The following is a 25,725-nucleotide window of genomic DNA, read 5'->3' on the forward strand; positions in this document are numbered from 1 at the left end:
TGCCCGGGTCAACGGGTGCGCCCCCTCACGAGTGCCTGGCTCCTTGCGAAGGAGTAGCCAGTTTCTCACTTGTAGTGACGGAGTGCCGGAAAATCAGGCAAGCTTCAGTCACAACTTCATCCGATGGGTGGCGATCACGATGGCAGGAAAGTGGCAGGCGGGTAACCTCCCCGCGGAACTGACGAGCCTGATCGGGCGCCGCACGGAGCTCGACCAGGTCCGCCGGGCCTGCCGGCGCTCGCGCCTGGTGACCCTCACCGGCGTGGGCGGCGTCGGCAAGTCCCGCCTCGCGTTGCGTGCCGCCGCCGACCTGCGGGCCGAGTTCGGCGGCGGGGCCTGGCTGGTGGAGTTGTCCCCGCTGGACGACGGCACCCTGCTGCCGCACGCGATCGCCGAGTCGCTCCGGCTCACCGACCAGACCACCCGTCCCATGGTCGAGGTGCTGGCCGAGCACCTGTTCGGCCGCGAGGTCCTGCTCGTCCTCGACACCTGTGAGCACCTGGTCGGCTCCTGCGCCAGGACGGTGGGGACGCTGCTGGAAGCCGTGCCCGGCCTGCGCGTGCTGGCCACCAGCCGCCGCCCCCTGGAGGTGCCCGGGGAGCGGGTGCTCGTCGTCGAGCCGCTGCCGGTCCCGCCCCTGGGCGGCGCGGCGGCCCTGGCCGGTGGCGACGCGGTGGAGCTGCTGGCCGTGCGCGCCGCCGAGACCGTGCCCGGCTTCGACCTCGCCGGCGAGGACCAGGAGGCCGTCGTACGCCTGTGCCGGCGGCTGGAGGGCATCCCGCTGGCCATCGAGCTGGCCGCGGCCCGCCTGCGCGAGCTGCCCGTCGGGCACCTGGCCGACCGGCTCGACGACCGGTTCGCCGCGCTCGGCGACGACCCCGCCGCGGCGCACGAGACCGGCCCGCCGTGGCACCAGGCCCTGCGCACCGCCATCGGATGGAGCCACGAGCTGTGCGAGCCCGCCGAGCGGCTGCTGTGGGCGCGCCTGTCGGTGTTCGCGGGCGACTTCGACGCCGAGGCCGTGCGCCGGGTGTGCGCCGACGAGCGGCTGCCGGAGGCCGACATCGGGCTGCTGCTCGACGCGCTGGCCGACGAGTCGATCCTGACCTGGCTGCCGACCGGCGCGGGAGAGCGCTACCGGATGCTGGACACGCTGCGCGAATACGGCGCCGGCTGGCTGCGCACCCTCGGTGAGGAGGAGCGCTTCAAGCAGCGCCATCGCGAGCACTACCTGTCGCTGGCCACCCGCGGCGCCACCGGCTGGCTCGGCCCCGGCCAGATCTCCTGGTACGACCGCATGATCGGCGAGCACGACAACCTGCGTGCCGCCCTCGACGTCGCGCTCGCCGCCAAGGACGGCCTCCCGGCCCTGGAGCTGGCCGGGACGCTGGCCTTCTTCTGGTACGGCTGCGGCTACGCCAAGGAGGGCCGCCACTACCTGCAGCAGGCCCTCGACCTGGACACCCGGCCCAGCCCGGCGCTCGTGCAGGCCCTGTGGGCCGACGGCCTGCTGGCGGCCACCCAGGGCGACGCGGACGGCGCCGAGATCAGGGCCGCGCAGTGCGAGCTCGCCGCCGAGGAGGACGACGCCTACGCGGCCATGTGCGTCCGGGCGCTCAGGTCGTCTGCCGGGGTCATCCGAGGCGACCTGCTCCAGGCGATGGACGAGTCGGAGACCGCCTACCGCACCCGGTGGAGCGACGAGCCGCTCACCATCGCCAACCTGCTGGCGCTGCTGTGCCGGGCGCACGCCCTCACCGTGAGCGACCGGATCGACGACGCCATCGCCGTGCTGGAGGACCTGCGCTCGCTGTGCGACCAGCGCGGCGAGCAGTCGATGCGCTCCCACGGCGACCTCCTGCGCGGCCAGGCCGAGCTGGCCGGCGGCCGGCTGGACGCGGCCGTCGCCCACGGGCAGGCGGCCCTGCGGACCAAGCGGCGGCTGCACGACAGCTTCGGCATCGGCCTGACCGTGGACCTGCTGGCCCTGGCGGCCGGCGCGGCCGGGCGGGCCCAGCGCGCGGCCCGGCTGCTCGGGCTGGCGCAGCGGATCTGGAGCACCCACGGCCAGGCGCAGGCCAGCGTCCCCGCGTGGGTGGCCGCCAGGCAGGCGTGCGAGGCGCAGGCCCGCGACGTGCTCGGCGACAACGCCTACCAGGTGGCGTACCGGACGGGGTTCGACAGCGACATCGACGCGGGCATCGCGTACGCGCTCGAACCCGAGGGCGAGGGCCTGCACAACGGCGGCCCGCTCGGCTGAGGCGGCTCAGCGCTGCCGGGCCGGGCGGATGACGAGCTCGTTGACGTCCACGCCGGCCGGCTGCCCGATCGCGTACGAGATGGCGCCGGCGATGGTGTCGGCCGGGATGGACTCCGCCCGGTACGTCCGCATCGCCTCGCGCGCTCCCGCATCGCTGATCGACTCGGCCAGCTCGGACTCCACGACGCCGGGGGAGACGGTGGTGACGCGGATGCTCGGGTCGAGCTCCTGGCGCAGCCCCTCGGTGATCGCCCAGGCGGCGTACTTCGTGGCGCAGTAGACGGCACCCGTCGGCACCACATGGTGGGCCCCGATGGAGGCGACGGTCACGAAGTGGCCCTCGCCCTGCCGCTGGAAGTGCGGCAGCGCGGCGGCGATCCCGTACAGCAGGCCGCGCACGTTCACGTCGATCATCCGGTCCCACTCCTCGACGAGCAGCGCGTCCAGCCGGGACAGCGGCATCACCCCGGCGTTGTTCACGATCACGTCGATCCGGCCGTGCCGCTCGGCCGCGGCGTCGGCGAAGGCGACGACGTCCGCGCGGTCGGTCACGTCGAGGCGGCGCACGTCGGCCTGGCCGCCGGCGGCCTCGATCGCCTTCGCGGTGGCCGCGAGCCGGTCCTCCCGGCGGGCGCCGAGCACGACCCGGTGCCCCTCCGCGGCCAGCCGCAGCGCGGTGGCCTCGCCGATGCCGCTGCTCGCACCCGTGATCAATACGACCTTGCTCATGCTGTCTCCTCAGTTACGGGATGGTCGGCGCCGAGCGTGGGCTCGCGCCAGGTTTCGGACGCGGTCTTGCGCGTGCCCGGCCGGTCGGGCAGCCAGACGGTCATGTCATTACCCTGCGGTTACAGGGCATGGCGGGATGGCGCGCCGGCGGGGTCGCCGGCCCGCGGGAACGCGGGGGTCAGGACTCCTGCGGTGGCCGCCTGGTCGCGGCGGGCCCCGGCGGGCGGCGCGGGTCGGGTGCGGCGGGGCTCGGCGGGCGGCGCGGGCCGGGCTCGGTGACGAGGCTGCCCAGCAGGGACAGCGCCTCCTCCGACGGGCTGCCCGGGTCGGCCTGGTAGACGACGAGCTGCTGGCCCGGCGCGCTGTTCACGGTCAGCGACTCGTAGTGCAGCGTCAGCTCGCCCACCAGCGGGTGGCGGAACCGCTTGGTCTCGTGGGTCTTCTGGCGGATGTCGTGCCGCGCCCACAGCTCGCGGAAGGCCCTGCTCTTGATCGACAGCTCCCCGACCACCTCGATGAGCTGCGGGTCGTCGTGGTCGACGCCGGCCGCCGCGCGCAGCCCGGCGACGGTGTTGACCGCCACCCGGTCCCAGTCGGGATAGAACTCGCGGGCGTCCGGGTCGAGGAACACCAGCCGCACCAGGTCCCCGCTGTGGGCGTGCCCGGCGAACAGCGCCTCGCCGAGCGTGTTGGCCGCCAGCACGGTCAGGCGGCGGCCCAGGACCACGGCCGGGGTGTGCGGCCAGGACGCCATCATGCGCAGCAGGTTGGGGCTGACCTGCTCGCGGCGGCCCGCCCTGCCACCGGCCGGGCGCCGCCTGCCGGTGGCCGCGCGGGCCAGCCGGTGCAGGTACGCGACCGCGTCCTCCTCCAGCTCCAGCACGCGGGCGAGCGCGTCGACCACCTGCGCCGACGGGTGCCGCTCGCGGCCCTGCTCCAGCCGTACGTAGTAGTCGGTGCTCACGCCGGCGAGCTGGGCGACCTCCTCGCGGCGCAGGCCCGCCACGCGGCGGCGGGCGCCGGCCGGCAGGCCGACGTCCTCCGGCCGGAGCAGCTCGCGGCGGGCTCGCAGGAACTGCCCGAGCAGGTTGTCCGTCTCCATGCTTTCGAGGCTAGGCCAGGATCGGGGCTGGTACGAGGGCCGAGGGTGGTCGCGCTACTCCCAGGGTGAGGGCGGCCCCGGAGGGAGAGGGCCGCCCTCGGGCCCGGCGCGGGCGACCGGGCATCTGGGCTTTCAGCGCAGGCGGCCGGCGCCGGCGCCGGCCGGGACCACGTACCGCAGGGCCTGGGGCGGGTGTCTCCGGCCGACCAGGGCCGGCGTCCAGCCGGCGTCGGTGCCGAGCGAGGTGCCGTTGGCGGCGTTGTACGCGGCCACCACGTCGGCCGGCGCGCCGTCCACCAGGTTGTCCTTCGCGGTGATCGCCGTGCCGTTGAACACCGTCAGCACCTTCTCCGCCGCGATGCCGTCGAACGCGTTGGCCTCGGCGTAGACCTTGGAGCCGAAGCCCACGCCGATGCTGTAGCCGTGCCCGGGGCCGCCCTCGTAGTAGTTGTTGTAGACGTGCACCTGGCCGAAGCGCACCCGGGGCGTGCGCTGGCCGAGCGCCTCGAAGTGGTTGTGGTGCAGCGTGACCTTGAGCTTGTCCTCCTCGCCGTACCTGGCCGGGTTGTCCGTGTTGCCGATCAGGGTCACCTTGTCGTGGCCGCTGAGGTGGTTCCAGGAGAGGGTGACGTAGTTCGAGCCGCGTACGACGTCGAGCAGGCCGTCGTGCACCTGGAAGGGGCGGCCGAAGTGGAGCGGCTGGCCGGAGTCCGGGTTGGCGCCGTCGTTGAGCGTGTTGTGGTCCAGCCAGACGTGGGTGGAGCCGGAGACCTCGACGTTGTCGAAGGAGGCGTTCCAGTTGCCCTCGGCGCCGTCGGTCGGGTCCCACTGGGGGAAGCAGTCGGAGGTGTCGGTGATGGTGAGGTTGCGCACGATGACGTTGTCGGCGTTGCTGACGCGCACGCCGAAGCTCTTCAGCGCGGCGTCCCGGCCCACGCCGATCAGCGTGACGTTGGAGCCGACGGTGATCGTGACGTGCTCGGCCATCCTGGCGTACGACGCCTTGCGGGCCTCCTCCAGCGGACCTGACGGGACGGTGTCCCGGCCCCAGACGGCCGGGTCGTACGCCGCCAGGTAGGCGGGCAGGCTGTAGCCGTTCACGGCGTAGTCGTCGCAGGTCAGCGGTGCGCCCGAGGCGTCGGTGTCGGCGTCGACGGCGCCCTTGACGTAGACGATCCTCGGGGTGTTGTCGGCGGGGTCGCCCAGCGCGGCCAGCAGCTCGGCCCGGGTCCGCACGACGTGGACGTCCTCGGGGCGGGCGGCCGAGCCGCCCGTGGTGCCCGTCGTGGCCGCCGCCCAGCCGTCGTCGCGCGGCAGCACCTCGCGGCCCGGCTCGTTTCTGGGGGCGGGGGTGGGGCGGCGCACCGGGTTCCAGCCGTCCGTGCCCGCAAGATACCTCTCCGGTGTGAACGCCCTGGCCTGCTCGGTGGTGAGCTGCGGGCGGTCGTCGCCGACGGTGGCGCCCGGGCCGTGGTTGCGGTATTCGGACAGGCGGGCGTCGCGCCAGCTCAGGCCGGACATGTCGGTCCAGGGGGCGTCCTTGAACTGCTGGCCCAGCCAGGACTCGCGGACCAGCACCTGGCCGCGCGCCGTGGCGGACCCGCCGGCCGGCCAGGGGCGGCCCAGGTGGTAGGTGCGGGCGGGCGCGTCGCTGGTCAGGTGGCTGCGGTGGATCAGGAAGCCGTACGGGTTGCCCAGCTCGGTGCTGGCGGCGGTGACGTAGCCGTTGTTGTCCGTGCTGCCCCGGTTCAGGGCCTTGATCACGCAGCGGTCGAACACGGCGGTGGCGCGGCCGAAGATGAAGTCGACGTCGCCCTCGACGTAGCAGTTGTGGAAGTACTGCCGGGCCGTGGTGGTCGCCGAGGCGGTGTTGGCGTACAGGGTGTCCTGGTTGCCGAGGAACCTGACGTTGTCGTACACCTGCCGGTCGCCCGTCGTCCTGACCGCGACGGCCTGGCTGTTGCCGTTCGCGGCCTCGTCGTAGGCGTTCTCGAAGGTGAGGTTGCGGGCGGTGAAGTCGGGGGCGCTGATCACGTACGAGGCGCTGCCGGAGGTGCCGTAGGTGCCCGAGCCGTCGGGCTTGGGGGTGGCCGCGGAGACGTCGTACGTGAGCACCACCTCGCGCGGGTCGCGGGTGTCGCCGGCCAGCGTGATGTGCGGTTTGTCGGCGGGGATGACCACCTGCTGCCGGTAGGTGCCCTTGCGGACCAGGATGGTGACCGGCCGGGTGTTGCCTGAGGGCACGGCGTTCACGGCATCCTGCACGGTTGCGTGGTCGCCGGAGCCGTCCGCCGCGACCACGATCGTGGTGCGGGTCGTGGCCGCCGCCGGGGTCGCCGCCGGGGTCGCCGCCGGGGTCGCCGCCGGGGTCGCCGCCGGGGTCACGGTCGCGAGCACTGTCAGGGCGATCAATGGGGGGAGTAACAGACGTCGCATGCGTAACCTCGCAGAGCGCGGCAATCGGTTGCATGAAACGTTCGCCCAATACCGCTCACTCCGTCAATGGCATGCAGTGAAACTGCACTTTTGCTGCAACAAGCGGTTGCAGGGCCTGGCGGGACAGGTGGGGGTCTATTGACCGGCGACCGCCCCGGCTCTACAGTCCGCCTGATATTTATCGGCACTTCCTTGAAAGTTTCAGACCGGATGCCCTAGGAGCCCCGTGCGCACCCTGAGAGCCCTGGTGGTCGCCGCCCTGTTATGCCTGCTGCCGGTGCTCCCGGCACACGCGGCCGACCTCACGTACGACTTCGAGGACGGCACCGCCCAGGGGTGGGGGCCGCGCGGGGACGGCGTCTCCGTCACCGCGACGGCGGACGCGGCCCGCACGGGCGCGGGCGGCCTCGCCGTGAGCGGGCGCACCGCCACCTGGCACGGCGCCTCCATCCCCGCGCCGTTCACCCGGGGCATCGGCTACGAGGTGACCGCGCACGCCCGGCTGGCCGCGGGGCAGCCCGCGAGCACGATCGCGATGACCGTGCAGCGCACCCCGACCGGCGGCGCCACCACGTACGAGCGGGTCGCCGCGGCCACCGTCACCGACGCCGGCTGGGTGCGGCTGTCGGGCAGCTACCTGTTCACCGCCGAGTCCACCGACCTGCAGCTCTACGTGGAGAGCTCCGAGGCCACCGCCCAGTACCACCTGGACGACATCGTCATCACCCCGCTCGGCGACCCCACCCGCGAGCCGATCACCAGCGACTTCGAGGACGGCACCGCGCAGGACTGGGCGCCGCGCGCCTCCGCCGTCCTGGAGCCGGGGACGGCCGCCGCCCACACGGGCACGCGGAGCCTCGCGGTGACCGGCCGGTCGGCCTCCTGGGACGGCCCTGCCCTGAACGTGCTGGGCCGGATGGGCAAGGGCGACAAGTACGCCCTGTCGGTCTGGGTGCGGCTCGGCCCGGACACCGCGTCGGGCCGGCTGGGCCTGTCGATCGAGCGCAGGACCGGCGGCACCCCGAGTTACGAGCGCATCGCGGCGCCGAAGGACGTGCCGGCGGGGGAGTGGGTGCAGCTCTCGGGCACGTACACGCCGGCGTACGACGTCGAGTTCCTCAGCCTGTACATCGAGTCCGAGAGTGGCACCTTCCCCTTCTACCTGGACGACTTCACCATGAAGTACGTCGAGCCCAAGCCGATCGAGACCGACCTGCCCTCGCTCAAGGACGAGGTGCCCTTCACCATGGGCTCGGCCTTCACCAGGCCCGAGACGCTCGGCACGCACGGCGAGCTGCTCGCCAAGCACTTCGACGGCGTCACCCCCGGCAACGAGCTGAAGTGGGACGCCACCGAGCCCAGGGACGGCGAGTTCACCTTCACCGACGGCGACCACCTGGTGGACTTCGCCACCGGGCACGGCATGACGATCCGCGGCCACACGCTCGCCTGGCACAGCCAGACGCCCGACTGGGTGTTCGCGAACGCCACGAAGGAGGTGCTGCTCGAACGCCTGGAGCGGCACGTGCGCACGCTCGTGACCAGGTACAAGGGCCGGATCGCGGCCTGGGACGTGGTCAACGAGGTGGTGGACGAGAACCAGCCGGACGGGCTGCGCCGCTCCCAGTGGTACGAGATCGCCGGCCTCGACTTCATCCGCACCGCCTTCCGCGTCGCCCGCGAGGCCGACCCGGACGCCAAGCTGTTCATCAACGACTACAACACCGAGTTCCCGCGCAAGCGCGAGGCCCTGTACAACCTGGTCAAGAAGCTCAAGGACGAGGGCGTGCCGATCGACGGCGTCGGCCACCAGCTCCACCTCAACATCGAGCAGCCGCCCGCCTCCTCCGTCGAGGCCACCATCGAGCGCTTCGCCTCGCTCGGCGTGGACCAGCAGGTCACCGAGCTGGACGTGAGCGTCTACACCGACTTCGTCTCCACCTACGACACGATTCCGCCCGAGCTGCTCGTCCAGCAGGGCCACCGGTACAAGGAGCTGTTCGACGTCTTCCGGCGGCAGGCCGCGCACCTGAGCTCGGTCACGGTGTGGGGAAAGTCGGACGACGTGAGCTGGCTGCGCTCCTGGCCGATCCCCCGGCTGAACGCGCCGCTGCTCTTCGACGACGACCTCCAGGCCAAGCCCGCCTACTGGGGGGTCGTGGACCCGTCCAGGCTCGCCCCGCTCGTGCGGAAGCTGGCGGCGCCGGCCGGGGCCGTCAAGGTGGACGGCAGGCGGGATCTCGAATGGGACCTGCTGCCGGACTCGCCGATCGCGCGGGTCGGGGACGTGTCGGCCGGCTTCCAGGCCCGCTCGGCGGGTGCCGGGCTGTACGTGCTCGCCGAGGTCGTCGATCCCACGGTGAACCGGGACGACCGGGTGACGTTCACGGTCGACGGGCGGACCCGCTCCGTCGGGCGGGCGGGGCCGGGCGTCCGGCCCACCGCCACCGGGTACCGGGTGGAGGCGCTGGTCGGCGGCGGCACGGACGTGGAGGTGACCGTACGCGACCGGGGCATGGAGATCGCCTGGAAGGGCGAGGTGAGCGCCGTGCCCGCCGTCAAACGCACCTGGGCCGCCCACCGCGCCGCGCCCGTACTCGACGGCACCGTGGACCGGGCCTGGTCGGCCGCCCCGGAGATCCGCACGGGGACCTGGATCCAGGGCACCTCGGGCGCCACCGCGCGCGTGCGCTCGCTGTGGAGCGGCTCCACCCTGTACGTCCTGGCCCAGGTCAGTGACCCGGTGCTGAGCGAGGAGTCGGCGAACCCCTGGGACCAGGACTCGGTCGAGATCTTCGTGGACCCCGGGAACGACAAGACGAAGGGGTACTCGGACGACGACGGGCAGTACCGGGTGAGCTTCTCCGGCAAGGTCACGGTGGGCGGGACGTTCGACGCCGCCGGGATCCGGGACAACGTGCGGGCCGTGGCCAAGGTGGTGCCCGGCGGGTACGTGGTGGAGGCGGCCGTCAGGCTGCCCACGATCGAGATGGCGGAGGGCGCCCTGCTGGGCTTCGACGTCCAGGTGAACGACGCCACGGGCGCGGCTCGTACGGGTGCGGTGACCTGGAACGACTCGACGGGCCGCAGCTACCTGGACACCAGCCACTGGGGTGTCCTGCGACTCGCCGGGTAGGCCGCTCCTGGCGGCCCGCCCGGCACCCGCCCCGAGCCGATCCCCCGGGTCCCCCCGGGGTGAGCGGATCAGGTGAGCTGTCCGTTCCGGTGGAGGTCGTCGAAGATGATCCGGTCGACGGGGGCCACCCGGTCGCGGTCGGCGTACGTGAGCCAGACGACCTCCTCGATCTCGCTGCTGGGTGTCGGGGTTCCGTGGTGGTCGGCGGTGTAGCAGGTCATCCGGACGACGACGCCGTCGGCGTGGCCGTGCGCCTGGGCGTGGTAGGTGCCGATGTGGGTGGCGGTCGCGGGGAGGATCGTGACGGAGAGCTCCTCGCCGATCTCGCGGACGAGCGTGTCGAGGTCTGATTCGCCGGGCTCGCGTTTGCCGCCGGGGATGTAGTACGTGTCCTTGCCCCGTGATCGGGTGCTCAGGATCCTGCCGTCGTCCAGATGGATCCAGGCGACCTTGTCGATGGGGTTGTTCATGGTGCGTGCTCCTGCCGGTTCGGGAAGGCGGCGTACGGATCGGCCCGCGACGTGCCGGCCGTCGATGCGTTCCTGCACCGCGACCATCACGTCATCGGTCGACGATCCTTGTCCTGATGCTCGCACCGCCGTGGTGATCACTTGACGCCCGGCAGGGCACGTGCATCGATGTGCACGGCCACTCCGGAAGACAGGGCGTGGAACGGACTCCGAGCCGACGGGTGACAGGCGTGGCCCGCGCGCCGGCACGCGCGCTGGGCGTGGTGTTCCTTCTGGCGATGACGGGCTCCCAGGTGGCCTCCGGGCTGGATGCGCGGCCGGAGCGGTTCACGGCACTGATCGTGGTGTCGCTGGCGGCGTGTGCCGTCGCCTTCGCCGCCGCCGCGTGGGGGCCGCGCAGGGCGGTGGCCGCGTTCGGCTCGGCGGTCCTGACCGGGTACGCGGCCGAGGTGATCGGGGTGCTGACCGCGTTCCCGTTCGGCGACTACCGCTACAGCGACGTGTTGTGGCCGCAGGTGGGCGGCGTTCCGGTGGTGGTGGCGCTGGCTTGGGGCGGCATGGGACTGGCGGCGTACGCGGTGGCGGCCGCCGTGGCGCCGGCCGGCGGGTGGGCGCGGGTGTGCGTGGGCGCGGGCGCGCTGACGGCGTGGGACCTGTTCCTCGACCCGCAGATGGTCCGCCTCCACTTGTGGACGTGGGCGGAGAACGGCGTCTACCGCGGCGTCCCGCTGAGCAACTTCGCCGGCTGGCTGCTGGTGTCGACGCTGGTCATGCTGGTCGTCGGGCGCATCTGCGGTGACGCCGGGCCGGGACGGGGACTGCTCGTGCTGTACACGGTCATGGCGGTCATGGAGACGGTCGCTTTCGCCGCCGTGTTCGACCCGCCCGACCCACTGGTGGCGCTGGCCGGAGCGGTCACGATGGGGGCGTTCGCGGCGCCGGCCTGGAGGCGGGCCTGGAGGCCGGCATGGAGGCGGGCATGGCCGAGGTGACGATGATCGGCGGCGGAGTGGGCGGCATGGTGTGCGCGCTCCTGCTGGCCCGGCAGGGGCACGAGGTACGGCTGTACGAGCGGTTGCCGCGGCTGGGCGGCAAGCTGGCCGAGCACCGCCGTGAGGGGTTCACCTTCTCCCTGGGACCCTCGATGCTCACCATGCCGGAGCTGTTCCGGGAGCTGGGGCTGGAGCGCGAGCTTGTCGAGCCGCGGCTGCTGTGCCGCTACCGGTTCGCCGATGGCGCGGTGCTGGACGCTCGGCGGGACCCCGGGCGGATGGCCGCCGAGGTGGAGCGGCTGTCCCAGGGGGAGGGCCGGGCCTGGCGCGCCTTCCACGACTGGGCACAGGGCTGCCTGCGCGCGGCGCACCGGACGGTCTTCGCAGGTCCGCTGGTCCGGCCGCCGGGCGAGGCCCGGTTGTCCGACCTGCTGGCCGTGTCGCCCGCGCGCACGCTGGACGGGCTGGCCCGCCGCTACTTCCGCGACCCCCGCCTGCGGCAGTACGTCGGCCGCTACGCCACCTACGCGGGATCGAGCCCTTACCGCGCGCCCGCCGCGCTGGGCTGCGTCCCGGCCCTGGAGCACGGGCAGGGCGTCTGGTACGCGCCCGGCGGCCTGGCCCGGCTGGCCGAGGACCTGGCCCTGCTGCTGAAGGCCGCGGGCGTGCAGGTGTTCCTGTCCGAGCCGGTCGCCGCCGTCGAGGCCGGCGGCTCGCGGATCACGGGGGTGCGGCTGGTGAGCGGCGAACGCGTCCGGGCCGACGTCGTGGTGGCCAACACCGACGCCGCCGCGCTGTACGGACGTCTGCTGCCCGATCGCCGGCGACTGCGCAGGATCGCCCGGCTCGGGACCTCGTCGTCGGCGCTGCTGATCCTGGCCGGGGTGGAGGGGCGCACGCCCGGGCTGCCGCATCATTCGGTGCTGTTCTCGGCCGACTACGAGCGGGAGTTCGCCGACATATTCGACCGCGGGAGCCCGCCGCGCGACCCCACCGTCTACGTCGGCTGCTCGGCCGTGGACGACGCCTCCCAGGCTCCGCGCGGGGCGGAGAACTGGACGATGCTCGTCAACGTGCCCGCCCGCGACCCGGGCCGGTGGCCGATCGGGGTGGAGGCGTACCGGGATCTGGTGCTGGAGCGGCTGGCCGAGCGCGGCCACGACCTGGCGGGCCGGTTGCGCTTCGCCGACGTCTTCACCCCGGCCGACCTGCGCGACCGCTACGGGGCCTGGGGCGGGGCCATTTACGGCAGCGCCTACCGCGGCAGGCTGGCGTCCTTCCTGCGTCCCGGCAACCGGGGCCCGCGGCGCGGCCTGTACCTGGTCGGCGGCTCCGCGCACCCGGGCGGCGGCCTGCCCATGGTGGCGATGGGCGCGCGCATCGTGGCCGGGCTGGTGGCGCGGGACTTCCCGGCCGGGGCGCGATGAGGCCGCTCACCGCCGCGCAGGCCGTCGCGGCCGCCGTCGTGATCGCCCGGCTCGCCCGCGGCCGGCGGCGGCTGCCCGCGCTCCGGCCCCACCCGGCCGCCGGCGTGACGATCTCCGTGGTGGTTCCCGCCCGCGACGAGGCGGCCAGGATCGGGCCGTGCCTGCGCGCCGTGCTCGCGGACCCCGCCGTCGTTGAGGTGATCGTGGTCGACGACGGCTCCCGCGACGGCACGGCCGAGGTGGCGGCCGGGCTGGGGGCCACGGTCGTCACCGCCGAGCCGCTGCCCGGTGGCTGGGTGGGCAAGCAGTGGGCGCTGCGCCAGGGGGTGGCCGCCGCCGGGGGCGAGGTGGTGGTGACGCTCGACGCGGACGCCCGGCCCACGCCCGGCCTGTTCGGCGCGCTGGCGGCTGCCCTGGAGCGGTACGACCTGGTGAGCGCGGGCCCTCGGTTCGTCTGTGACGGGGTGCTGGAACAGGCGCTGCACGCCTCCATGCTGGCGACGCTCGTCTACCGGTTCGGGCCCGTCGGCCCGGCGAGACCGCCGCCGCCGCACCGCGTCGTCGCCAACGGCCAGTGCATGGCCTTCCACCGGGCCCGGATGACCGAGGTGGATGGCTTCGCGCAGATACATGACCGGATGACCGACGACGTGGCGCTCGCCCGATGCCTGGCCCGGCGCGGCTGGTCGGTGGGTTTCCTGGACGCCGGCGGTCTGCTGGAGGTCGACATGCACGACTCGGTGGGCGAGCTGTGGCGTGAGTGGGGCCGTTCGCTGCCGCTGCGCGACGTGACCGGGCCCGGATGGCAGGCGGCCGACCTGGCCGTCATCTGGCTGACCGGAGCGCTGCCCGTGCTCCGCCTGGCCGCCGGCCGGCCCACCGGCCTGGACGTGGCGCTGCTGGCGGTCCGGGTGCTGCTGGCGGGCGCGCTGCGCGGCAGCTATCGGGAGCCCGGTGCGGGCTTGTTGTTGTCGCCGCTGCTCGATCCCGCGTCCGCGTTCCGGCTGACCCAGGCCACGCTGCGACCCGTACGGACCTGGCGCGGGCGGACGTATCCGGACGTCAGCGGCGGCGCGCGGCCAGCGCGGCCTGGCCGAAGCGCAGCCCGATGAGGCACATCAGCCCTCCGGTGGCCGCCACCTGCTCCGCGGGCGCGAACAGCAGTTGCAGCACCGGCACGCCGAACACGGCAAGTCGCGCTCCCGCCGCGAACGAGCGCAGCGCCGGCCCGGCCACCGCCAGCACGGCCACCGCCAGCACGAACGCCGGCGGGCAGATGACCGCGATGCCGCCCACGAAGGTCAGAACGGAGCGGCCGCCCCGGAACGCGGCGAAGACCGGCCACGCGTGCCCGGCCATGGCCGCCGCCACGGCCAGATACACCGGCACCGCGCCGGCCCCCGTCACCACGCCCAGCCCGGTGGTATGGGCACCGCTGACCAGCAGACCGGCCAGCGCGGCCAGCGCGCCCTTCAGGATGTCGCCGGCGAACACCGGCACCGCGGCCCGCCGGCCGAGCTGCTCCTTGACGTTCCAGTACCCCGGGTTGCGGTCGCCGATCTCGCGCGGATCGACGCCGTGCACGCGCGCCACCAGGACCGCGACCGGCACCGAGCCGAGCAGGTAGCCGGCGATGACCGACACGAGCTCCTCACCCATCGCCTCGTTCCACCTCATCCGGTACGACACCGCGGGCGCGATGAAGCACATGGCCTTCGACCGGCCGCTCCTGCGGCACACCGGCGGACTGCTGTTCTGGCGGCTGCTCGGCACCGGCCGGGGCCGTGCCATGTCGCTGGGCGCCGACCTGCACCGGTGGGCGCTGTTCGCGGTCTGGCGCCGGGAAGACGATCTCGACGCGTTCCTGCGCGCCTCGCCGATCGCGGCCCGATGGCGGGCGGAGGCGAGCGAGAGCTGGCAGGTGCGGCTGGACCGGGTCGCCTCGCGCGGCGCCTGGTCGGGACGCGACCCGTTCGCCGCCATGTCGGCCGGGCGCGGCGGCGGAGAACGGCCCGCGACGGCCTGTCCCGAGGGCGGCGGGGGACCTGTCGCCGTGCTCACCAGGGCGTCGATCCGGCCCGGCCGGCTGGTCGCCTTCTACCGGTCGGTGCCGGCGGTCGACGAGCTGCTGCGGCGGCAGGACGGCTGCCTGGCCTCGATCGGCATGGGCGAGTGGCCGCTGGCCCGGCAGGCCACCTTCTCGCTGTGGCGCGACCGCCAGGCGGTGCGTGCCTTCGCCTACCAGGGGCAGGCCCACCAGCGGGTCATCGAGCGGGTACGAGCGCACGAGTGGTACGCGGAGGAGCTTTTCGCGCGCTTCACCCCCTATGCCAGCGAAGGCACCTGGGACGGGGCCGACCCCCTGCGCTGAGGATGTCATGTCACCGGCTCCGCCGCCGCGGCCTCGACGCCGGCCACCGGGTCCTGCCCCGCCAGCGCGTACGCCACCGAGCACGCCCGGGCGATCGTGGCCGCCGGGGAGGAGCCGTGCGCGACGACCACGCTGCCGCGCAGGCCGAGCAGGACGGCGCCGCCGTGGGTCTCCGGGTCGTAGCGGCGGGCCACCTCGGCGAGCCGGTCCGGGGAGGCGATGCCGGCCTCGGCGACCATGGCCAGCGCCGTGCGGACGCAGCCCTCGACGTTCTTCAGTACCACGTTGCCGGTGAAGCCGTCCGTGACGATCACGTCCACCGCGCCGGTCAGCACATCGTGGCCCTCGACGTTGCCGTGGAAGCGCAGCGGCAGATCGGCGAGCAGTTCCGCGGCCCGGCGGGTCAGCCGGTTCCCCTTTCCCGGCTCGGAGCCGATCGACAACAACCCCACCACCGGGTCCGCACGGCCGAGGACCGCCCGCGCGTACCCCACGCCCAGCAGGGCGAACTGGGCCACCATGGCCGGGCTCGGATCCGCTGTCGCGCCCGCGTCCACGAGCACGCTCGCCCCGCCCGCCAGCGAGGGCAGAGCCACCGCCAGGGCAGGCCGAAGCACGCCTCCGGACCGGCCGATGCCGCGCGACGCGCACGCGACCACCGCGCCGGTGGAGCCCGCCGACACGAACGCTCCTCCCTCCCCCCGGCTGACCAGCTCGCAGCCCACCGCGAGGCTGGAGGCCGCGCGCGCCACGGCGGACGCGCCGCGCTCGGCCATCGGAACCGCGTCGCCGGCGTGCACCACCGCGATCTCGCCCGCGGCGCCGTGCCGGCGCAGCTCCCCGGTCACGCGCGGTTCGTCGCCGACTAGGACCACCGGCACGCCGTGCGCCCGCCGCGCCGCCACCGCGCCGGCGACCGTCTCGGCCGGCCCGTGGTCGCCGCCCATCGCGTCCAGGACCACGGGCCGCACGGCGGTCACGGAAGCTCCACGCGGACGCGGCGCTCGGCCCTGCTCGCCCCGGCGGAGTCGAGCAGCCGGCGGGCGAACACGGCCGCCCTGCGCCGCCGCGGCACCCGAACCCGGCCGGCCAGGACCTCGAACCCGCGGCGCTCGATCTCGTCCAGGATGCCGCCGTACAGGTCGACGGCGGCGTGCAGGCACGGCTGGGAGGACGGCACGAGCAGGCGGATGCCGTCGGCGGCGGCGCGGTAGTGCTCACGGGCGCGCCCGGCCTCGAACGCGAGCAGTTCCCGTACGGCCCGCCCGGTGCGGGAAGCGCCCAGCGCGGCCGGTTCGACGCCGAACTTGTCCAGGTCCTCCATCGGCAGATAGACGCGGCCCCGGGCGAAGTCCTCGCCGACGTCCCGCAGGAAGTTGGTGAGCTGGAAGGCCAAGCCGAGCTGGCGGGCGGGCTCGCGGGCCGCCTCCTCGCGGCCGGGCACCGGCTCCAGCACCGGCAGCATCATCGTGCCGATGGCGGCGGCCGAGCCCGCCATGTAGCCGAGCAGGTCGTCATAGGTCGCGTACCGCGTCACCGACAGGTCGGCGCGCATCGACGCGAGGAAGGCGCCGATGTCGTCGTGGCCGATGCCGAAGGACTGCACGGTGTGCAGGAACGCGGGCAGCACCGGGTCGTCCGCCCGCGCCCCCGCAAGTCCCGCCGCCACCCTGGCGGCCAGCGCGTCCAGTGCGCCGGCCCGGTCGGCGGTCATCGTGACGGAGTCGACGATCTCGTCGGCGTAGCGGGCGAAGCCGTACAGCGCGTGCACGTGCCGCCGCTTCCACTGTGGCAGCAGCCGGGTGGCCAGGTAGTAGGAGCGGCCGTAGCGGGCGTGGAGCCGCCGGCAGTTCTCGTAGCTGGCGGTGAGCGTCAACGGGTCTCCTTCAGGATGCGCTCGGCGGCGAGCCGGCCGGAGATCAGCACCGGCGGCACCCCGACTCCGGGCGCGGTGTACATACCGGCGAAGTGCAGCCCGGGCACCCGCCGGGCGACGGCGGAGGGCCGCAGCCACGCCGTTTGCGTGAATCGGTGGTCCAGCGCGAACGGCGTGCCCGCGCTGTGCCCGCGCGCCGCCCAGCCGGGCGGGTCCAGCACCAGCCGGGGCGCACCCGCGAGATCGCCGTACCCGAGCTCGGCCATCCGGCCGAGCAGCCGCGCCTCCACCTCCGGGCGCAGCCGGTCCCAGTCGGCGCGTTCGAGGTTGGGCGTGGGTTCCAGAACGCTGAGCGTGGCGTGCCCGTCCGGCGCGGCCTCGCCGTCCGGCTCGGGGCAGGTGACCAGCAGGCTCGGGTCCGGCTGCGGCCGGCCCGCCGCCAGCGCGGCGAACGTCTCCCGCCAGGCCCGCCCGAAGTGCAGCGTGTGGTGCGCCTGGCCGGACCGGGGACGCTCCAGGCCGGCGTGCATCACCAGGCAGGACGGGGAGTGGTGGGGGCGACGCAGCCGCCAGTCCTCGGCCAGGGCGGGCAGCAGACGCCGGGCCGCCAGCCGGTCGCAGGCCACGACCACTTGACGCGCCGGCAGCCGCTCGCCGTCCTCCAGCAGGACGCCGGTGACGCCGCCGCCGTCCGTCTCCACCCGGCGAGCGCGCACGCCGTACCGCATGCTCGCGCCCAGCTTCTCCAGCAGCGCCGCCATGGCGGTCGGGATGGCATGCATGCCGCCGCGCTCGGGGAAGTACACGCCGCCGACGGTGTCCATGTGGGCGACGACGGCGTAGATGCCCAGCGCGCGTTGCGGCGACAACCCCACGTACATGGCCTGGAACGTGTGAGCCCTGATCAGCCGGGGGTCGGTCAGGTGACGGGCCGCCAGGCGGTCCAAGCGGCGGAAGCCGCCCAGCGCGGCCAGCCGCAGCAGCGCCGCCGGTCGGGCCAGGCCGCGCAGCCGCGTCATGTCCGCGTCGATGAACGCCGGCCACTCCACCCGGAACAGCTCGTCGAGCAGCCGTCGGTACCGCTCGTAGCGCGCGGCCTCCGCTGGCCCGCACACCGTGCGCACCTGCTCGGCCATCGCCTCGCGGTCCGCCGGCACGTCCAGCCGCGACCCGTCGTCGAACACCATCCGATACGACGGATCCAACCGGCGCAACGGCAGCCAGTGCCGCAGCTCCTCCCCGGCCGCTCCGAAGACCTCGGCGAGCACGCCCGGCATGGTCAGCACCGACGGGCCGGTGTCGAAGCGGTAGGCCCCCACGCGGGCGGTGCCGCAGCAGCCCCCCGGCTCGTCGAGGGCCTCCACCACGATCACCTGGCGGCCGGCCGCAGCCAGGCGGACAGCCGCCGCCAGGCCGCCCAGCCCCGCTCCGACCACCACCACCGGGCTCATCGAGGCCCTCCTTCGGCGCACAGGGTCGCCAGCTCGGCCAGTGCCTGCCTGACCTCGGGCGGGCTGCCGGGCGGCCGGTCCAACCCGGCGACGCCGTCGAGGAGCGGGCTGCCGGTCCGCCGGCGGGCCTCGGCGAGCAGGAAGGTCGCCTTGCCCTGCAGCAGGTCCGCCCCGGCGGGCTTGCCCGTCCTGGCCGGGTCCCCGAACACGCCGTTGACGTCGTCCCTGAGCTGGAGCGCCTCCCCCAGCGCCGGCGCGTACGCGCTCAGCAGCCGGCGCGTCCGCGGGCAGCCACCGGCGACGGCATGACCGAGATGCAGGGGCCGCTCCACCGTGTACACGTCGAGCGCGGCCCCCAGACGCGGCCCCGTCTCCAGCGGCGCCGCGGCGTGCACGAGCTCCACGGTGCAGGCCGCGGGCAGCACTTCCGCCGGCCGCTCGCCGCCGGCCGCCCGGAAACCCCAGGAGACGAACGTGGGCCGCAACCTCTTGCCGCCGTTCAGGACGAACTCCACCAGGAACGCGCGCACCAGCTCGACGTCCGGGTCGTCCAGGAAGCCGAGCCGCTCCACCTGTTCGTCGAGCAACCACGCCAGGTGCCGGTCGACCAGTTCGCGGACCTGGTTGTTCCGCGAGGTCACCGTGTTCATGCACGCAGCTCCTTCTGTCACTGTGAAAGCCTTCGCAGGAGGAGCGGGACCGGTCGCACACGATCCGGAACGCCTCTTCACGGTAACCATCGGACGCCGGTTTCCGAACGGGACACGCCCGCATGCGCCTCGGAGGAGCTTCGCAACGTGCCGGCCGGCCTCACCCATCCGTCCCAGGGCCTTGGCGCTCCGGGAGGAACCCCGCCTGCGGCGCTTGCGTACGCTGCCGTACAGTACGTTCCATACGGCACCGTATGGAGGCGTCATGAGAACCCCCGTGTACTGGTCGTCGGCCCTCGAGGACATTCCCGCGCCCGACTACGCCGACATGACGATCGGGGTGCTCCCGGCCGGCGCGCCCGAGGACCCGCGCGCCTGGGCGGAGGGCATCTTCTCGCCGGCCGCCATGCCTCGCTGGGTCCTCGCCGCCATGGCGGTGCGCCAGGCCGTCGTGCCGCTGCTCGGCATCCGGCGGGCGCCTCGGGACACGTTCCGGGTGGAGCGGGTCGAAGGGGAGGAGGCGCTCATCGTTGCGGATGACCGGCATCTCGACTTCCGCTGCGGGGTGGCGGTGGACGCGGCGACCCGGCTGGTGCGGGTCACGACGACGGTGCGGCTGAAGGGGTGGCGCGGCCGGGTGTACTTCTGGCCGGTACGCCTGGCGCACCCGATCGTCGTCCACGCGATGCTCCGATCAGCCCAGCGACGCCTCGCCACGGCCTGAAGCGAACAAGCGGGTGGAGGCGGCGACTCTTCGGACCGGCGCCTTCGGGTCAGCGCGTGCCCACCTACGCTGTTAGGCCGAAGCCCGTCCCTGTGGAGAGTTGAATGATCCGTAACCCCGTGCTGCCCGGTTTCCACCCTGACCCGTCCATCCTGCGGGTCGGTGACGACTACTATCTGGCCACCTCGACCTTCGAGTGGTACCCGGGCGTCCGCGTCCACCACTCGCGTGACCTGGTCAACTGGCGCCCGCTGGGCGGCATTCTGGGCGAGCGGAGGCTGCTGGACCTGTCCGGGGTGCCCGACTCGGGGGGTGTCTGGGCGCCGGACCTGACGTACGCGAACGGGCTGTTCCACCTGGTCTACAGCGTGATGGACACCTACGCGCACGGGTACAAGGACGTCGCCAACTACCTGACCACCGCGCCCGCGATCGAAGGGCCCTGGTCGGATCCGGTCAGGCTGCCGGGGCGCGGGTTCGACGCCTCGTTGTTCCATGACGAGGACGGCACCACGCACCTGCTGTACATGGTCTTCGACTCCCGTCCCGGGCGCGGGTTCGCCGGGATCGAGCTGCGGCCGCTGGCCGGGGGCGGCGAGCCGCGGCTGATTTTGGACAACCGGAGCATCACGGAGGGGCCGCACGTCTACCGGGTCGGCGGCTGGTACTACCTGATGGTGGCCGAGGGCGGCACCGGCTACGAGCACCGCGTGAGCGTGCTCAGGTCCCGCTCGCTGGAGGGCCCGTACGAGGACGACCCGGCCGGGCCGATGCTCACCGCCGCCCACGATCCCGGCCTGGAGCTGCAGAAGGCCGGGCACGGCTGCCTCGTGCGGACCCAGGACGGCGAGTGGTACCTCGCCCACCTGGCCGCCCGCCCCTACACGCCGCGCGGCCGGTGCGTGCTGGGGCGGGAGAGCGCCATCCAGCGGGTCGAGTGGGTGGACGGTTGGCCCCGGGTGGCCGGGGGAGTGCCCGCCGTCGAGGTGCCCGCGCCCGCCCTGCCACCGCACCCGTGGCCGGCGCCCGCCCTGTCGCCGCACCCGAGGCCGGTGGCCGACGACTGGAGTACCCTGCGCCGGCCGGCCTCGCCCGACTGGGTGACCTTCGACGACGACGGCGGGGTGACGATCACGGGCGGGCAGTCCCCGTACGGGCGGCGCGCCCCCAGCCTGGTCGCCCGCCGCGTCACCGGCACGAGGTTCACCCTGGAGACGAGCGTGACGTTCGAGCCGGGCACCGTGCACCAGTCAGCCGGAATCACCGCCTACTACAACTCCCGCAACTGGTACCACCTCGCGCTCACCACCGACGGCCTGGTCCTGACCGGCAGCGACCGGGGCGCCCGCACCGTGCACCACACTGCGCACCTCACGGCCGGGCCGGCGACCAGGCTCGGGCTCGAGTTCGACGGCCCCGTGCTGCGCTTCTCGTGCGACGGCGAGACCCTGCCCGTGGAGCTGGACGCCACCATCCTGTCCGACGAGTACGCCGACGAGATCATCGACGGCCAGATCCGCTCCTTCGGCTTCACCGGCGCCTTCGCCGGCCTGTGGGTGCAGGACCTGGCCGGCGAGGGGTGCCGGGCCACCTTCCGGGACACGACCTACCGCTAGCCGCCCGGGGTCGGGGTCGAGGTCGAGGCGGTGCAGGGCGGAGCGTACGGGCGGCCGGGGAGGTGCCGGGCCCACTCGGCCCGGGTGATCGAGGTGCCGGCGGCCTCGCAGACGTTCGCGCTCGCCTGTTCCACGTTCAGCGCCCAGAGCTGGACGGCGCTGCCGGACGTGCCGGCCAGCACGGTGCCGTCCGGGCCGAGCTCCACGTCGCCGGCCCCCGCGGTCCGGTCGGCGAACACGGCCCAGAGCGTGGGGGCGGCGAGGTCGACCACGTTCCAGACCCGGACGGTCCCGTCCTGGGCGGCCGTGGCGAGCGTGCGGTCGTCGGCGCTGAAGGCGACCCCGGTCACGTCGCCGGATTGCGCCGGCAGGTCCGACAGGCGCCTGGGCTTCGCGGGGGTGGTGACGTCCCACAGGCGGGCCGTGCCGTCCGACGACGCCGTGGCCAGCGTCTTGCCGTCCTTGCTGAACCGCAGGTCGAGCACGCCGCCGGAGTGGGCGGAGAAGGTCTCCAGCGACTGCGGGTCGGCGGGCTTCGAGATGTCCCAGAGCCGTACGGAGGAGGTGCCGGAACCGGTGGCCAGGACCTTGCCGTCCGGGCGGAAGGCGGCCACGTTCATCCGCCGGTCGGCGACCCCGAGCGCCGTGAGCTGCTTGGGGCTGGCGGGCGTGGCCACGTTCCACAGCAGCGTCCTGCCGTCGAGTCCGGTCGTCGCGACCATCTTCCCGTCCCCGCTGTACGCGGCCGCGCGCACGCCGTCGGTGTGACCCGTCAGCGTGCCCAGGAGCTTCGGGCTCTCGGGCGCGGAGACGTCCCAGATCCTGGCCGTCTTGTCCAGGGAGGCGGTGACCAGGCGGGTGCCGTCGGGGCTGAACGCGGCCCCCATGACCTGGCCGGTGTGCCCCGTCAGGGTGGACTGCGGGGCGGACACCGCCGGGTCGGCGATGTCCCAGAGCCGGACGGTCCTGTCGTCGGAGGCGGTGGCGAGCACGCGGCCGCTCTTGGCGATCGCCAGCCCGTTGACCTGGCCGGTGTGCCGGGCGAGGCGGGCGCGGGGGGCGACGCGGGCGGCGTTGGAGACGTTCCACAGGCGGGCGACGCCGTCGGTCGCGGAGGTGGCCAGGTTCTGGCTGTTCGGGCTGAACGCCACCCCCGTCACCGCGTCGGGGAACCCGGCCAGCGTGGCGGTGAGCTCGGGCTGCGCCGGGTCCTCCACGCTCCACAGACCGACGGTGGCATCGGCGGAGGCGCTGGCCAGGACGTTGCCGTCGGCGCTGAACGCGACGTCGTCCACGGCGGCGGAGTGCCCGCTCGCGGTGCCGGCGAGCTTGGCCGCGGTGATGTTCCACACCTCGACCTTCCCGGTGCCGGAGGACGTGGCGAGGTGGCGGCCGTCGGGGGCGAACGCGACGCTCCGGACACCGCCCTCCGACGAGGTCAGCGTCGCCAGGCTCGTCGGCTTCGCGGGGGTCAGCACGTCGAGGAGCGTGATCGTGCCGCCGGTGGCGGTGACCGCGAGCAGGCGGCCGTCCGGGCTGAAGACCGCCCTGGTCAGGTCGGTCTCCTGGCGCAGGATGGAGAGCGCGCTCGGCTTGGCCGTGTCCTTGATGTCCCACAGGCGCGCCGTGCCGTCGTTGGACGAGGTGGCCAGGATGCCGCCCTTGGGGCTGAACGACACGGAGCCGACCTGCTCCTTGTGGCCCTTGATCGTGGCCAGGGCGCGTGGGGCGGCGGTGTTGGAGACGTCCCACAGCCGGGCCGTGCCGTCGGCGGACCCGGTCGCCAGGATCTTGCCGTCCTGGCTGAACGCCACCGCGACCACGCCGCCCGTGTGCCCCTTCACGACGCCCAGGCTCGTGGGGCGGAGGGGGTCGGCGACGTTCCAGAGCCTGGCGGTGGAGTCGCCCGAGGCGGTGACGGCCACGCGGCCGTCGGGGCGGTAGGCCACCCGCTCGACCGGCGCGGTGTGGCCGATCATCCGGGCGCCGACCGGGCGGGAGAGCGAGCCGAGGAGCGCGCCGCGGGCCTCCGGGGTGGCCGAGACGCGGTAGGCGGCCAGGGCGAGCTGGGATCCGAGCGAGGTGTCCTGGGCGGCGTTGGCGGCCGCGGCCACCTGGCGGGAGAGCGCCTGGTCGCGCAGCGCGGTCGCGTTGCCGGCCAGGGTGCTCGCCTGCCTGCTCTGGAGGAGGGCCACCACCCCGCCCGCCGCCGCCACGAGGAGGAGCAGGGTGAGGGTGGCGATGGCGCCGCGGGCGATCAGGGAGCGGCGCCGCTGCCGCCGGCGGGACGCGGCGAGGAACTCCCGCTCGACCGGCCCGATCCCGCCCGCGGGCTGGACTGCCACCCCGGACGCGGGTGGATCGCCGGTCACGGCCGCCTCGGCGGTCGCGAGGCGGTCGTCGGCGTACAGGTACGCGGAGCCCTGCCCGTCCCGGTGCCACATCTCCGCGTCCTCGGCCAGCCGCCGCCGCACGAGCAGCCCGGCCCGGTTCGTCTCGGCCCAGCTCGCGAGCCGGGGCCAGGCGCGGATGAGCGCTTCGTGGGCGATCTCCGCCTGGTCCCCGTCCACCGTGACCAGCCGCGCGCGGACGAACTCCGCCAGCACCTGCCCCTCGACGGACGCCGTACCGGAGCTCAGCTCGGCGACCGGAACCCGCCCGCGCATGCCGCCGCCCTGCTCGTCCACGTGGACCAGCCGGACCAGCAGGCCGCGCGCGACCGGCTCGAACTCCGCGCCGAGCCGCCGCAGCGTCTCCTCCCCGCTCATCGCCACCGCCCGCGCGACGCCGCCGGCCGCGCGGTAACCGGCCATGGTGAGCACCCCGCCGGAACGCTTCTGCCAGGTCGCCAGCAGCGCGTGCGAGAGCTTCGGGAGCAGGTCGTCGTCCAGCGCCTGGAGGTCCTCCAGGACGAGCTCGGCGAGCCCGGGTTCGAGGGACAGCCCGGAGCGGATCGCGGGCTCGTCGATCACCCGGAGCAGCTCGGCCCCGGACATGGGAGCGACGATCTCGGGCCGCCGCATCGTCTCCAGCAGCCCGGGGTAGGCCGCGCAGCGGCCGAAGAAGTCGCCCCGGACGGCGATCACCACCGCCGCCGAACGGGACAGCTCGGTGAGCGCCTCGACGAAGCGCCGCCGGGCCGCCTCCTCGGCGCAGTGGGTGAACAGCTCCTCGAACTGGTCCACCACCAGCAACGTCCGCGCCGGCAGCCCGCGCCGGGCCGCGCCCGGGTCCGACTCGATGACCGCGCGCAGCCGCTCGGGGTCGCCCCCGCCCAGCGCGGCCAGCTCGCGCGCCAGCCTGGCCGTCGGCTGCGCGCCGGGCGTCAGCACGAGGCAGCGGCCGGGCTCGTCCCCCAGCGCGGGGATCAGGCCGGCACGCAGCAGCGAGGTCTTCCCGCAGCCCGACGGGCCGGTGACGATGAGCGGGCCGCCGGCCTCGAACGCCTGCTTCCCGATGACCACCGGCGGCCCGGCGGACCGGAACGCCTGGCGGACGCGCGTCAGCAGCGACCGGGTCGGCTCCTCGCGGCCGAAGAACAGGTCGGCGTGCTCGGTCCCGTAGGCGGCCAGCCCACGGTAGGGGCTGTTCAGGTCGCCGGGCGAGGTCATCGGCGGCCCCGACCTGGTGGTGGGCACGTCGTGCGCGGGGTTGACCGCGAGCGGCGGCAGCTCCTTGAGCTCGCCGGCCTGCCGCCGCGGGCGCGGGAAGCCGGCGACGGGCAGGGCGCGGGCCAGGTGGTGGTGGACGTGGTCCAGAGTGAACGTCGCCGGCCCCGCCGGGTCGCCCTCGTTCAGCAGCCGGAGCAGCCCCCCGCTGAGCGCCGTGTGCCGGACCCCGGGCAGCGCCCAGGAGTTCTCGTCCTTGCTCGACGACGCCAGCACGTACGCCCCGGGCCAGTCGAGCGTCTGCTCCATGGCCTTCGCCGGCACCGGCCGGGCGCCCCCGGTGAAGCAGCAGTCCAGGACCACGACGACGAGGTCGGCCCGCGACGAGGACAGGATCTGGCGCACCACCGAGTACGGCAGCGCCTGGTAGCCGGGCGGCCCCTGCCCCAGGTCCACCGTGGCCCGCGTGGCCAGGTGCAGCTCGTTGTCGGGGCTGAACACCCCATGCCCGACATAGTGGAACATCAGGACGCTGGTCGCCTCGCGCGCCACCCGGTCCAGGGCCTCGCCCAGGTTGGCCGGGGTGGCCGGGTCGAGCACCGTGGTCAGGCTCGCCGGTGCCAGGCCCGCCCGCTCGACCAGGCACTGGCCGACGTCGGCGACGGTCGCCGGGACGGCGCGCGCCTCGGGCAGGCGCGAGGCTGGACGGTGCGTCCCCGTGCCCGCGACCAGCACCCGGGCACCCTCGGACGCGAGGAGCAGGGGTGGAGTGTTCCGCCGGAGAGGTCGCACGAGCCGGGTCTTCTCGAGCGTCGTAGATTCGTCCTCGGTCATACGGCGCTCCACGGCAGTGGGGAGTCGATCGGGGGAAGGTCGC

Annotated in this window: 18 protein-coding genes; 8 read left to right on the forward strand and 10 right to left on the reverse strand. The window is 74.2% G+C overall.

The window, feature by feature from the left end:
* Positions 1-127 precede the first annotated feature (127 nt).
* A complete protein-coding gene (locus tag ACTWPW_RS21220; RefSeq protein WP_375111805.1) occupies positions 128-2,260 on the forward strand; it encodes an ATP-binding protein in 2,133 nt (710 codons plus the stop codon).
* 6 nt (positions 2,261-2,266) lie between these two features.
* On the opposite strand, the gene ACTWPW_RS21225 is transcribed toward ACTWPW_RS21220, so the two are convergent.
* From ACTWPW_RS21225 to ACTWPW_RS21235, 3 genes are all read right to left on the reverse strand, one after another.
* Complete coding sequence (locus tag ACTWPW_RS21225) at positions 2,267-2,989, reverse strand: SDR family oxidoreductase (RefSeq protein ID WP_443169689.1); 723 nt, start codon at positions 2,987-2,989, stop codon at positions 2,267-2,269.
* Positions 2,990-3,167: 178 nt separating this feature from the next.
* Entirely contained in the window at positions 3,168-4,091 is a 924-nt protein-coding gene (locus tag ACTWPW_RS21230) for a helix-turn-helix transcriptional regulator (protein WP_375111803.1), read from the reverse strand.
* Between the two features lie 132 nt (positions 4,092-4,223).
* Positions 4,224-6,503, reverse strand: coding sequence for a pectinesterase family protein (locus ACTWPW_RS21235; RefSeq protein ID WP_443169690.1), 2,280 nt, complete (start codon positions 6,501-6,503; stop codon positions 4,224-4,226).
* A gap of 250 nt (positions 6,504-6,753) precedes the next feature.
* Here ACTWPW_RS21235 and ACTWPW_RS21240 point away from each other — a divergent pair, with 250 nt between their 5' ends.
* Positions 6,754-9,663, forward strand: a complete 2,910-nt coding sequence (locus tag ACTWPW_RS21240; protein WP_443169691.1) for an endo-1,4-beta-xylanase — start codon at positions 6,754-6,756, stop codon at positions 9,661-9,663.
* A gap of 68 nt (positions 9,664-9,731) precedes the next feature.
* On the opposite strand, the gene ACTWPW_RS21245 is transcribed toward ACTWPW_RS21240, so the two are convergent.
* Positions 9,732-10,220: an NUDIX hydrolase gene (locus ACTWPW_RS21245; protein ID WP_375111985.1), complete on the reverse strand. Its 489-nt coding sequence runs from the start codon at positions 10,218-10,220 to the stop codon at positions 9,732-9,734.
* 143 nt (positions 10,221-10,363) lie between these two features.
* Between ACTWPW_RS21245 and ACTWPW_RS21250 the strand changes: the two genes are divergently transcribed.
* Genes ACTWPW_RS21250 through ACTWPW_RS21260 form a run of 3 tightly spaced genes read left to right on the forward strand, consistent with a single transcriptional unit; the run spans position 10,364 to position 13,664 of the window.
* Positions 10,364-11,125 (forward strand): carotenoid biosynthesis protein, encoded by a 762-nt coding sequence (locus tag ACTWPW_RS21250; RefSeq protein WP_443169692.1) that lies wholly within the window; start codon positions 10,364-10,366, stop codon positions 11,123-11,125.
* Positions 11,113-12,552 carry a phytoene desaturase family protein gene (locus ACTWPW_RS21255; RefSeq protein WP_443169693.1) on the forward strand — a complete coding sequence of 480 codons (1,440 nt, stop codon included), beginning with the start codon at positions 11,113-11,115 and terminating at the stop codon, positions 12,550-12,552. The genes ACTWPW_RS21250 and ACTWPW_RS21255 overlap by 13 nt, the downstream gene beginning before the upstream one ends.
* Positions 12,549-13,664: a glycosyltransferase gene (locus tag ACTWPW_RS21260; RefSeq protein WP_443169694.1), complete on the forward strand. Its 1,116-nt coding sequence runs from the start codon at positions 12,549-12,551 to the stop codon at positions 13,662-13,664. Before ACTWPW_RS21255 ends, ACTWPW_RS21260 begins: the two co-directional genes overlap by 4 nt.
* Here the strand turns inward: ACTWPW_RS21260 and ACTWPW_RS21265 are convergent.
* The gene (locus ACTWPW_RS21265) at positions 13,615-14,211 is read right to left on the reverse strand and encodes a glycerol-3-phosphate acyltransferase (RefSeq protein WP_443169695.1); all 597 of its coding nucleotides are present in this window, start codon (positions 14,209-14,211) and stop codon (positions 13,615-13,617) included. The two genes, ACTWPW_RS21260 and ACTWPW_RS21265, sit on opposite strands and share 50 nt — an antisense overlap.
* Between ACTWPW_RS21265 and ACTWPW_RS21270 the strand changes: the two genes are divergently transcribed.
* On the forward strand, positions 14,186-14,923 hold the full coding sequence (locus ACTWPW_RS21270) for a spheroidene monooxygenase (RefSeq protein ID WP_443169696.1): 738 nt from the start codon (positions 14,186-14,188) through the stop codon (positions 14,921-14,923). The genes ACTWPW_RS21265 and ACTWPW_RS21270 overlap by 26 nt on opposite strands.
* Positions 14,924-14,928: 5 nt before the next feature.
* On the opposite strand, the gene plsX is transcribed toward ACTWPW_RS21270, so the two are convergent.
* From plsX to ACTWPW_RS21290, 4 genes are read right to left on the reverse strand one after another with little or no spacing between them, the layout of a single operon-like run.
* Positions 14,929-15,903 carry a phosphate acyltransferase PlsX gene (plsX, locus tag ACTWPW_RS21275; RefSeq protein ID WP_443169697.1) on the reverse strand — a complete coding sequence of 325 codons (975 nt, stop codon included), beginning with the start codon at positions 15,901-15,903 and terminating at the stop codon, positions 14,929-14,931.
* Positions 15,900-16,799, reverse strand: coding sequence for a phytoene/squalene synthase family protein (locus ACTWPW_RS21280; RefSeq protein ID WP_443169698.1), 900 nt, complete (start codon positions 16,797-16,799; stop codon positions 15,900-15,902). The genes plsX and ACTWPW_RS21280 overlap by 4 nt, the downstream gene beginning before the upstream one ends.
* A complete protein-coding gene (locus tag ACTWPW_RS21285; protein ID WP_443169699.1) occupies positions 16,796-18,250 on the reverse strand; it encodes a phytoene desaturase family protein in 1,455 nt (484 codons plus the stop codon). The genes ACTWPW_RS21280 and ACTWPW_RS21285 overlap by 4 nt, the downstream gene beginning before the upstream one ends.
* A complete protein-coding gene (locus ACTWPW_RS21290) occupies positions 18,247-18,900 on the reverse strand; it encodes a polyprenyl synthetase family protein (RefSeq protein WP_443169700.1) in 654 nt (217 codons plus the stop codon). The genes ACTWPW_RS21285 and ACTWPW_RS21290 overlap by 4 nt, the downstream gene beginning before the upstream one ends.
* Positions 18,901-19,165: 265 nt before the next feature.
* On the opposite strand from ACTWPW_RS21290, the gene ACTWPW_RS21295 reads away from it, so the two are divergent.
* Entirely contained in the window at positions 19,166-19,624 is a 459-nt protein-coding gene (locus ACTWPW_RS21295; RefSeq protein ID WP_375111791.1) for a DUF2867 domain-containing protein, read from the forward strand.
* Between the two features lie 104 nt (positions 19,625-19,728).
* Positions 19,729-21,240: a glycoside hydrolase family 43 protein gene (locus ACTWPW_RS21300; RefSeq protein ID WP_443169701.1), complete on the forward strand. Its 1,512-nt coding sequence runs from the start codon at positions 19,729-19,731 to the stop codon at positions 21,238-21,240.
* Here ACTWPW_RS21300 and ACTWPW_RS21305 read toward each other — a convergent pair.
* Positions 21,237-25,682: a caspase, EACC1-associated type gene (locus ACTWPW_RS21305; RefSeq protein ID WP_443169702.1), complete on the reverse strand. Its 4,446-nt coding sequence runs from the start codon at positions 25,680-25,682 to the stop codon at positions 21,237-21,239. The two genes, ACTWPW_RS21300 and ACTWPW_RS21305, sit on opposite strands and share 4 nt — an antisense overlap.
* Between the last annotated feature and the right edge of the window lie 43 nt (positions 25,683-25,725).

The sequence above is a fragment of the Nonomuraea sp. KM90 genome, assembly GCF_052246675.1.
In the GTDB taxonomy this organism is placed as follows: Bacteria; Actinomycetota; Actinomycetes; order Streptosporangiales; family Streptosporangiaceae; genus Nonomuraea.

Coding starts and splice junctions, on each gene's coding strand:
- ACTWPW_RS21245 (WP_375111985.1), bottom strand. CDS start 10,220: ATGGTCGCGGTGCAGGAACGCATCGACGGCCGGCACGTCGCGGGCCGA.
- ACTWPW_RS21225 (WP_443169689.1), bottom strand. CDS start 2,989: ATGAGCAAGGTCGTATTGATCACGGGTGCGAGCAGCGGCATCGGCGAG.
- ACTWPW_RS21285 (WP_443169699.1), bottom strand. CDS start 18,250: ATGAGCCCGGTGGTGGTGGTCGGAGCGGGGCTGGGCGGCCTGGCGGCG.
- ACTWPW_RS21230 (WP_375111803.1), bottom strand. CDS start 4,091: ATGGAGACGGACAACCTGCTCGGGCAGTTCCTGCGAGCCCGCCGCGAG.
- ACTWPW_RS21260 (WP_443169694.1), top strand. CDS start 12,549: ATGAGGCCGCTCACCGCCGCGCAGGCCGTCGCGGCCGCCGTCGTGATC.
- ACTWPW_RS21265 (WP_443169695.1), bottom strand. CDS start 14,211: ATGGGTGAGGAGCTCGTGTCGGTCATCGCCGGCTACCTGCTCGGCTCG.
- ACTWPW_RS21295 (WP_375111791.1), top strand. CDS start 19,166: ATGAGAACCCCCGTGTACTGGTCGTCGGCCCTCGAGGACATTCCCGCG.
- ACTWPW_RS21255 (WP_443169693.1), top strand. CDS start 11,113: ATGGCCGAGGTGACGATGATCGGCGGCGGAGTGGGCGGCATGGTGTGC.
- ACTWPW_RS21305 (WP_443169702.1), bottom strand. CDS start 25,682: ATGACCGAGGACGAATCTACGACGCTCGAGAAGACCCGGCTCGTGCGA.
- ACTWPW_RS21290 (WP_443169700.1), bottom strand. CDS start 18,900: ATGAACACGGTGACCTCGCGGAACAACCAGGTCCGCGAACTGGTCGAC.
- ACTWPW_RS21270 (WP_443169696.1), top strand. CDS start 14,186: ATGACCGACACGAGCTCCTCACCCATCGCCTCGTTCCACCTCATCCGG.
- ACTWPW_RS21300 (WP_443169701.1), top strand. CDS start 19,729: ATGATCCGTAACCCCGTGCTGCCCGGTTTCCACCCTGACCCGTCCATC.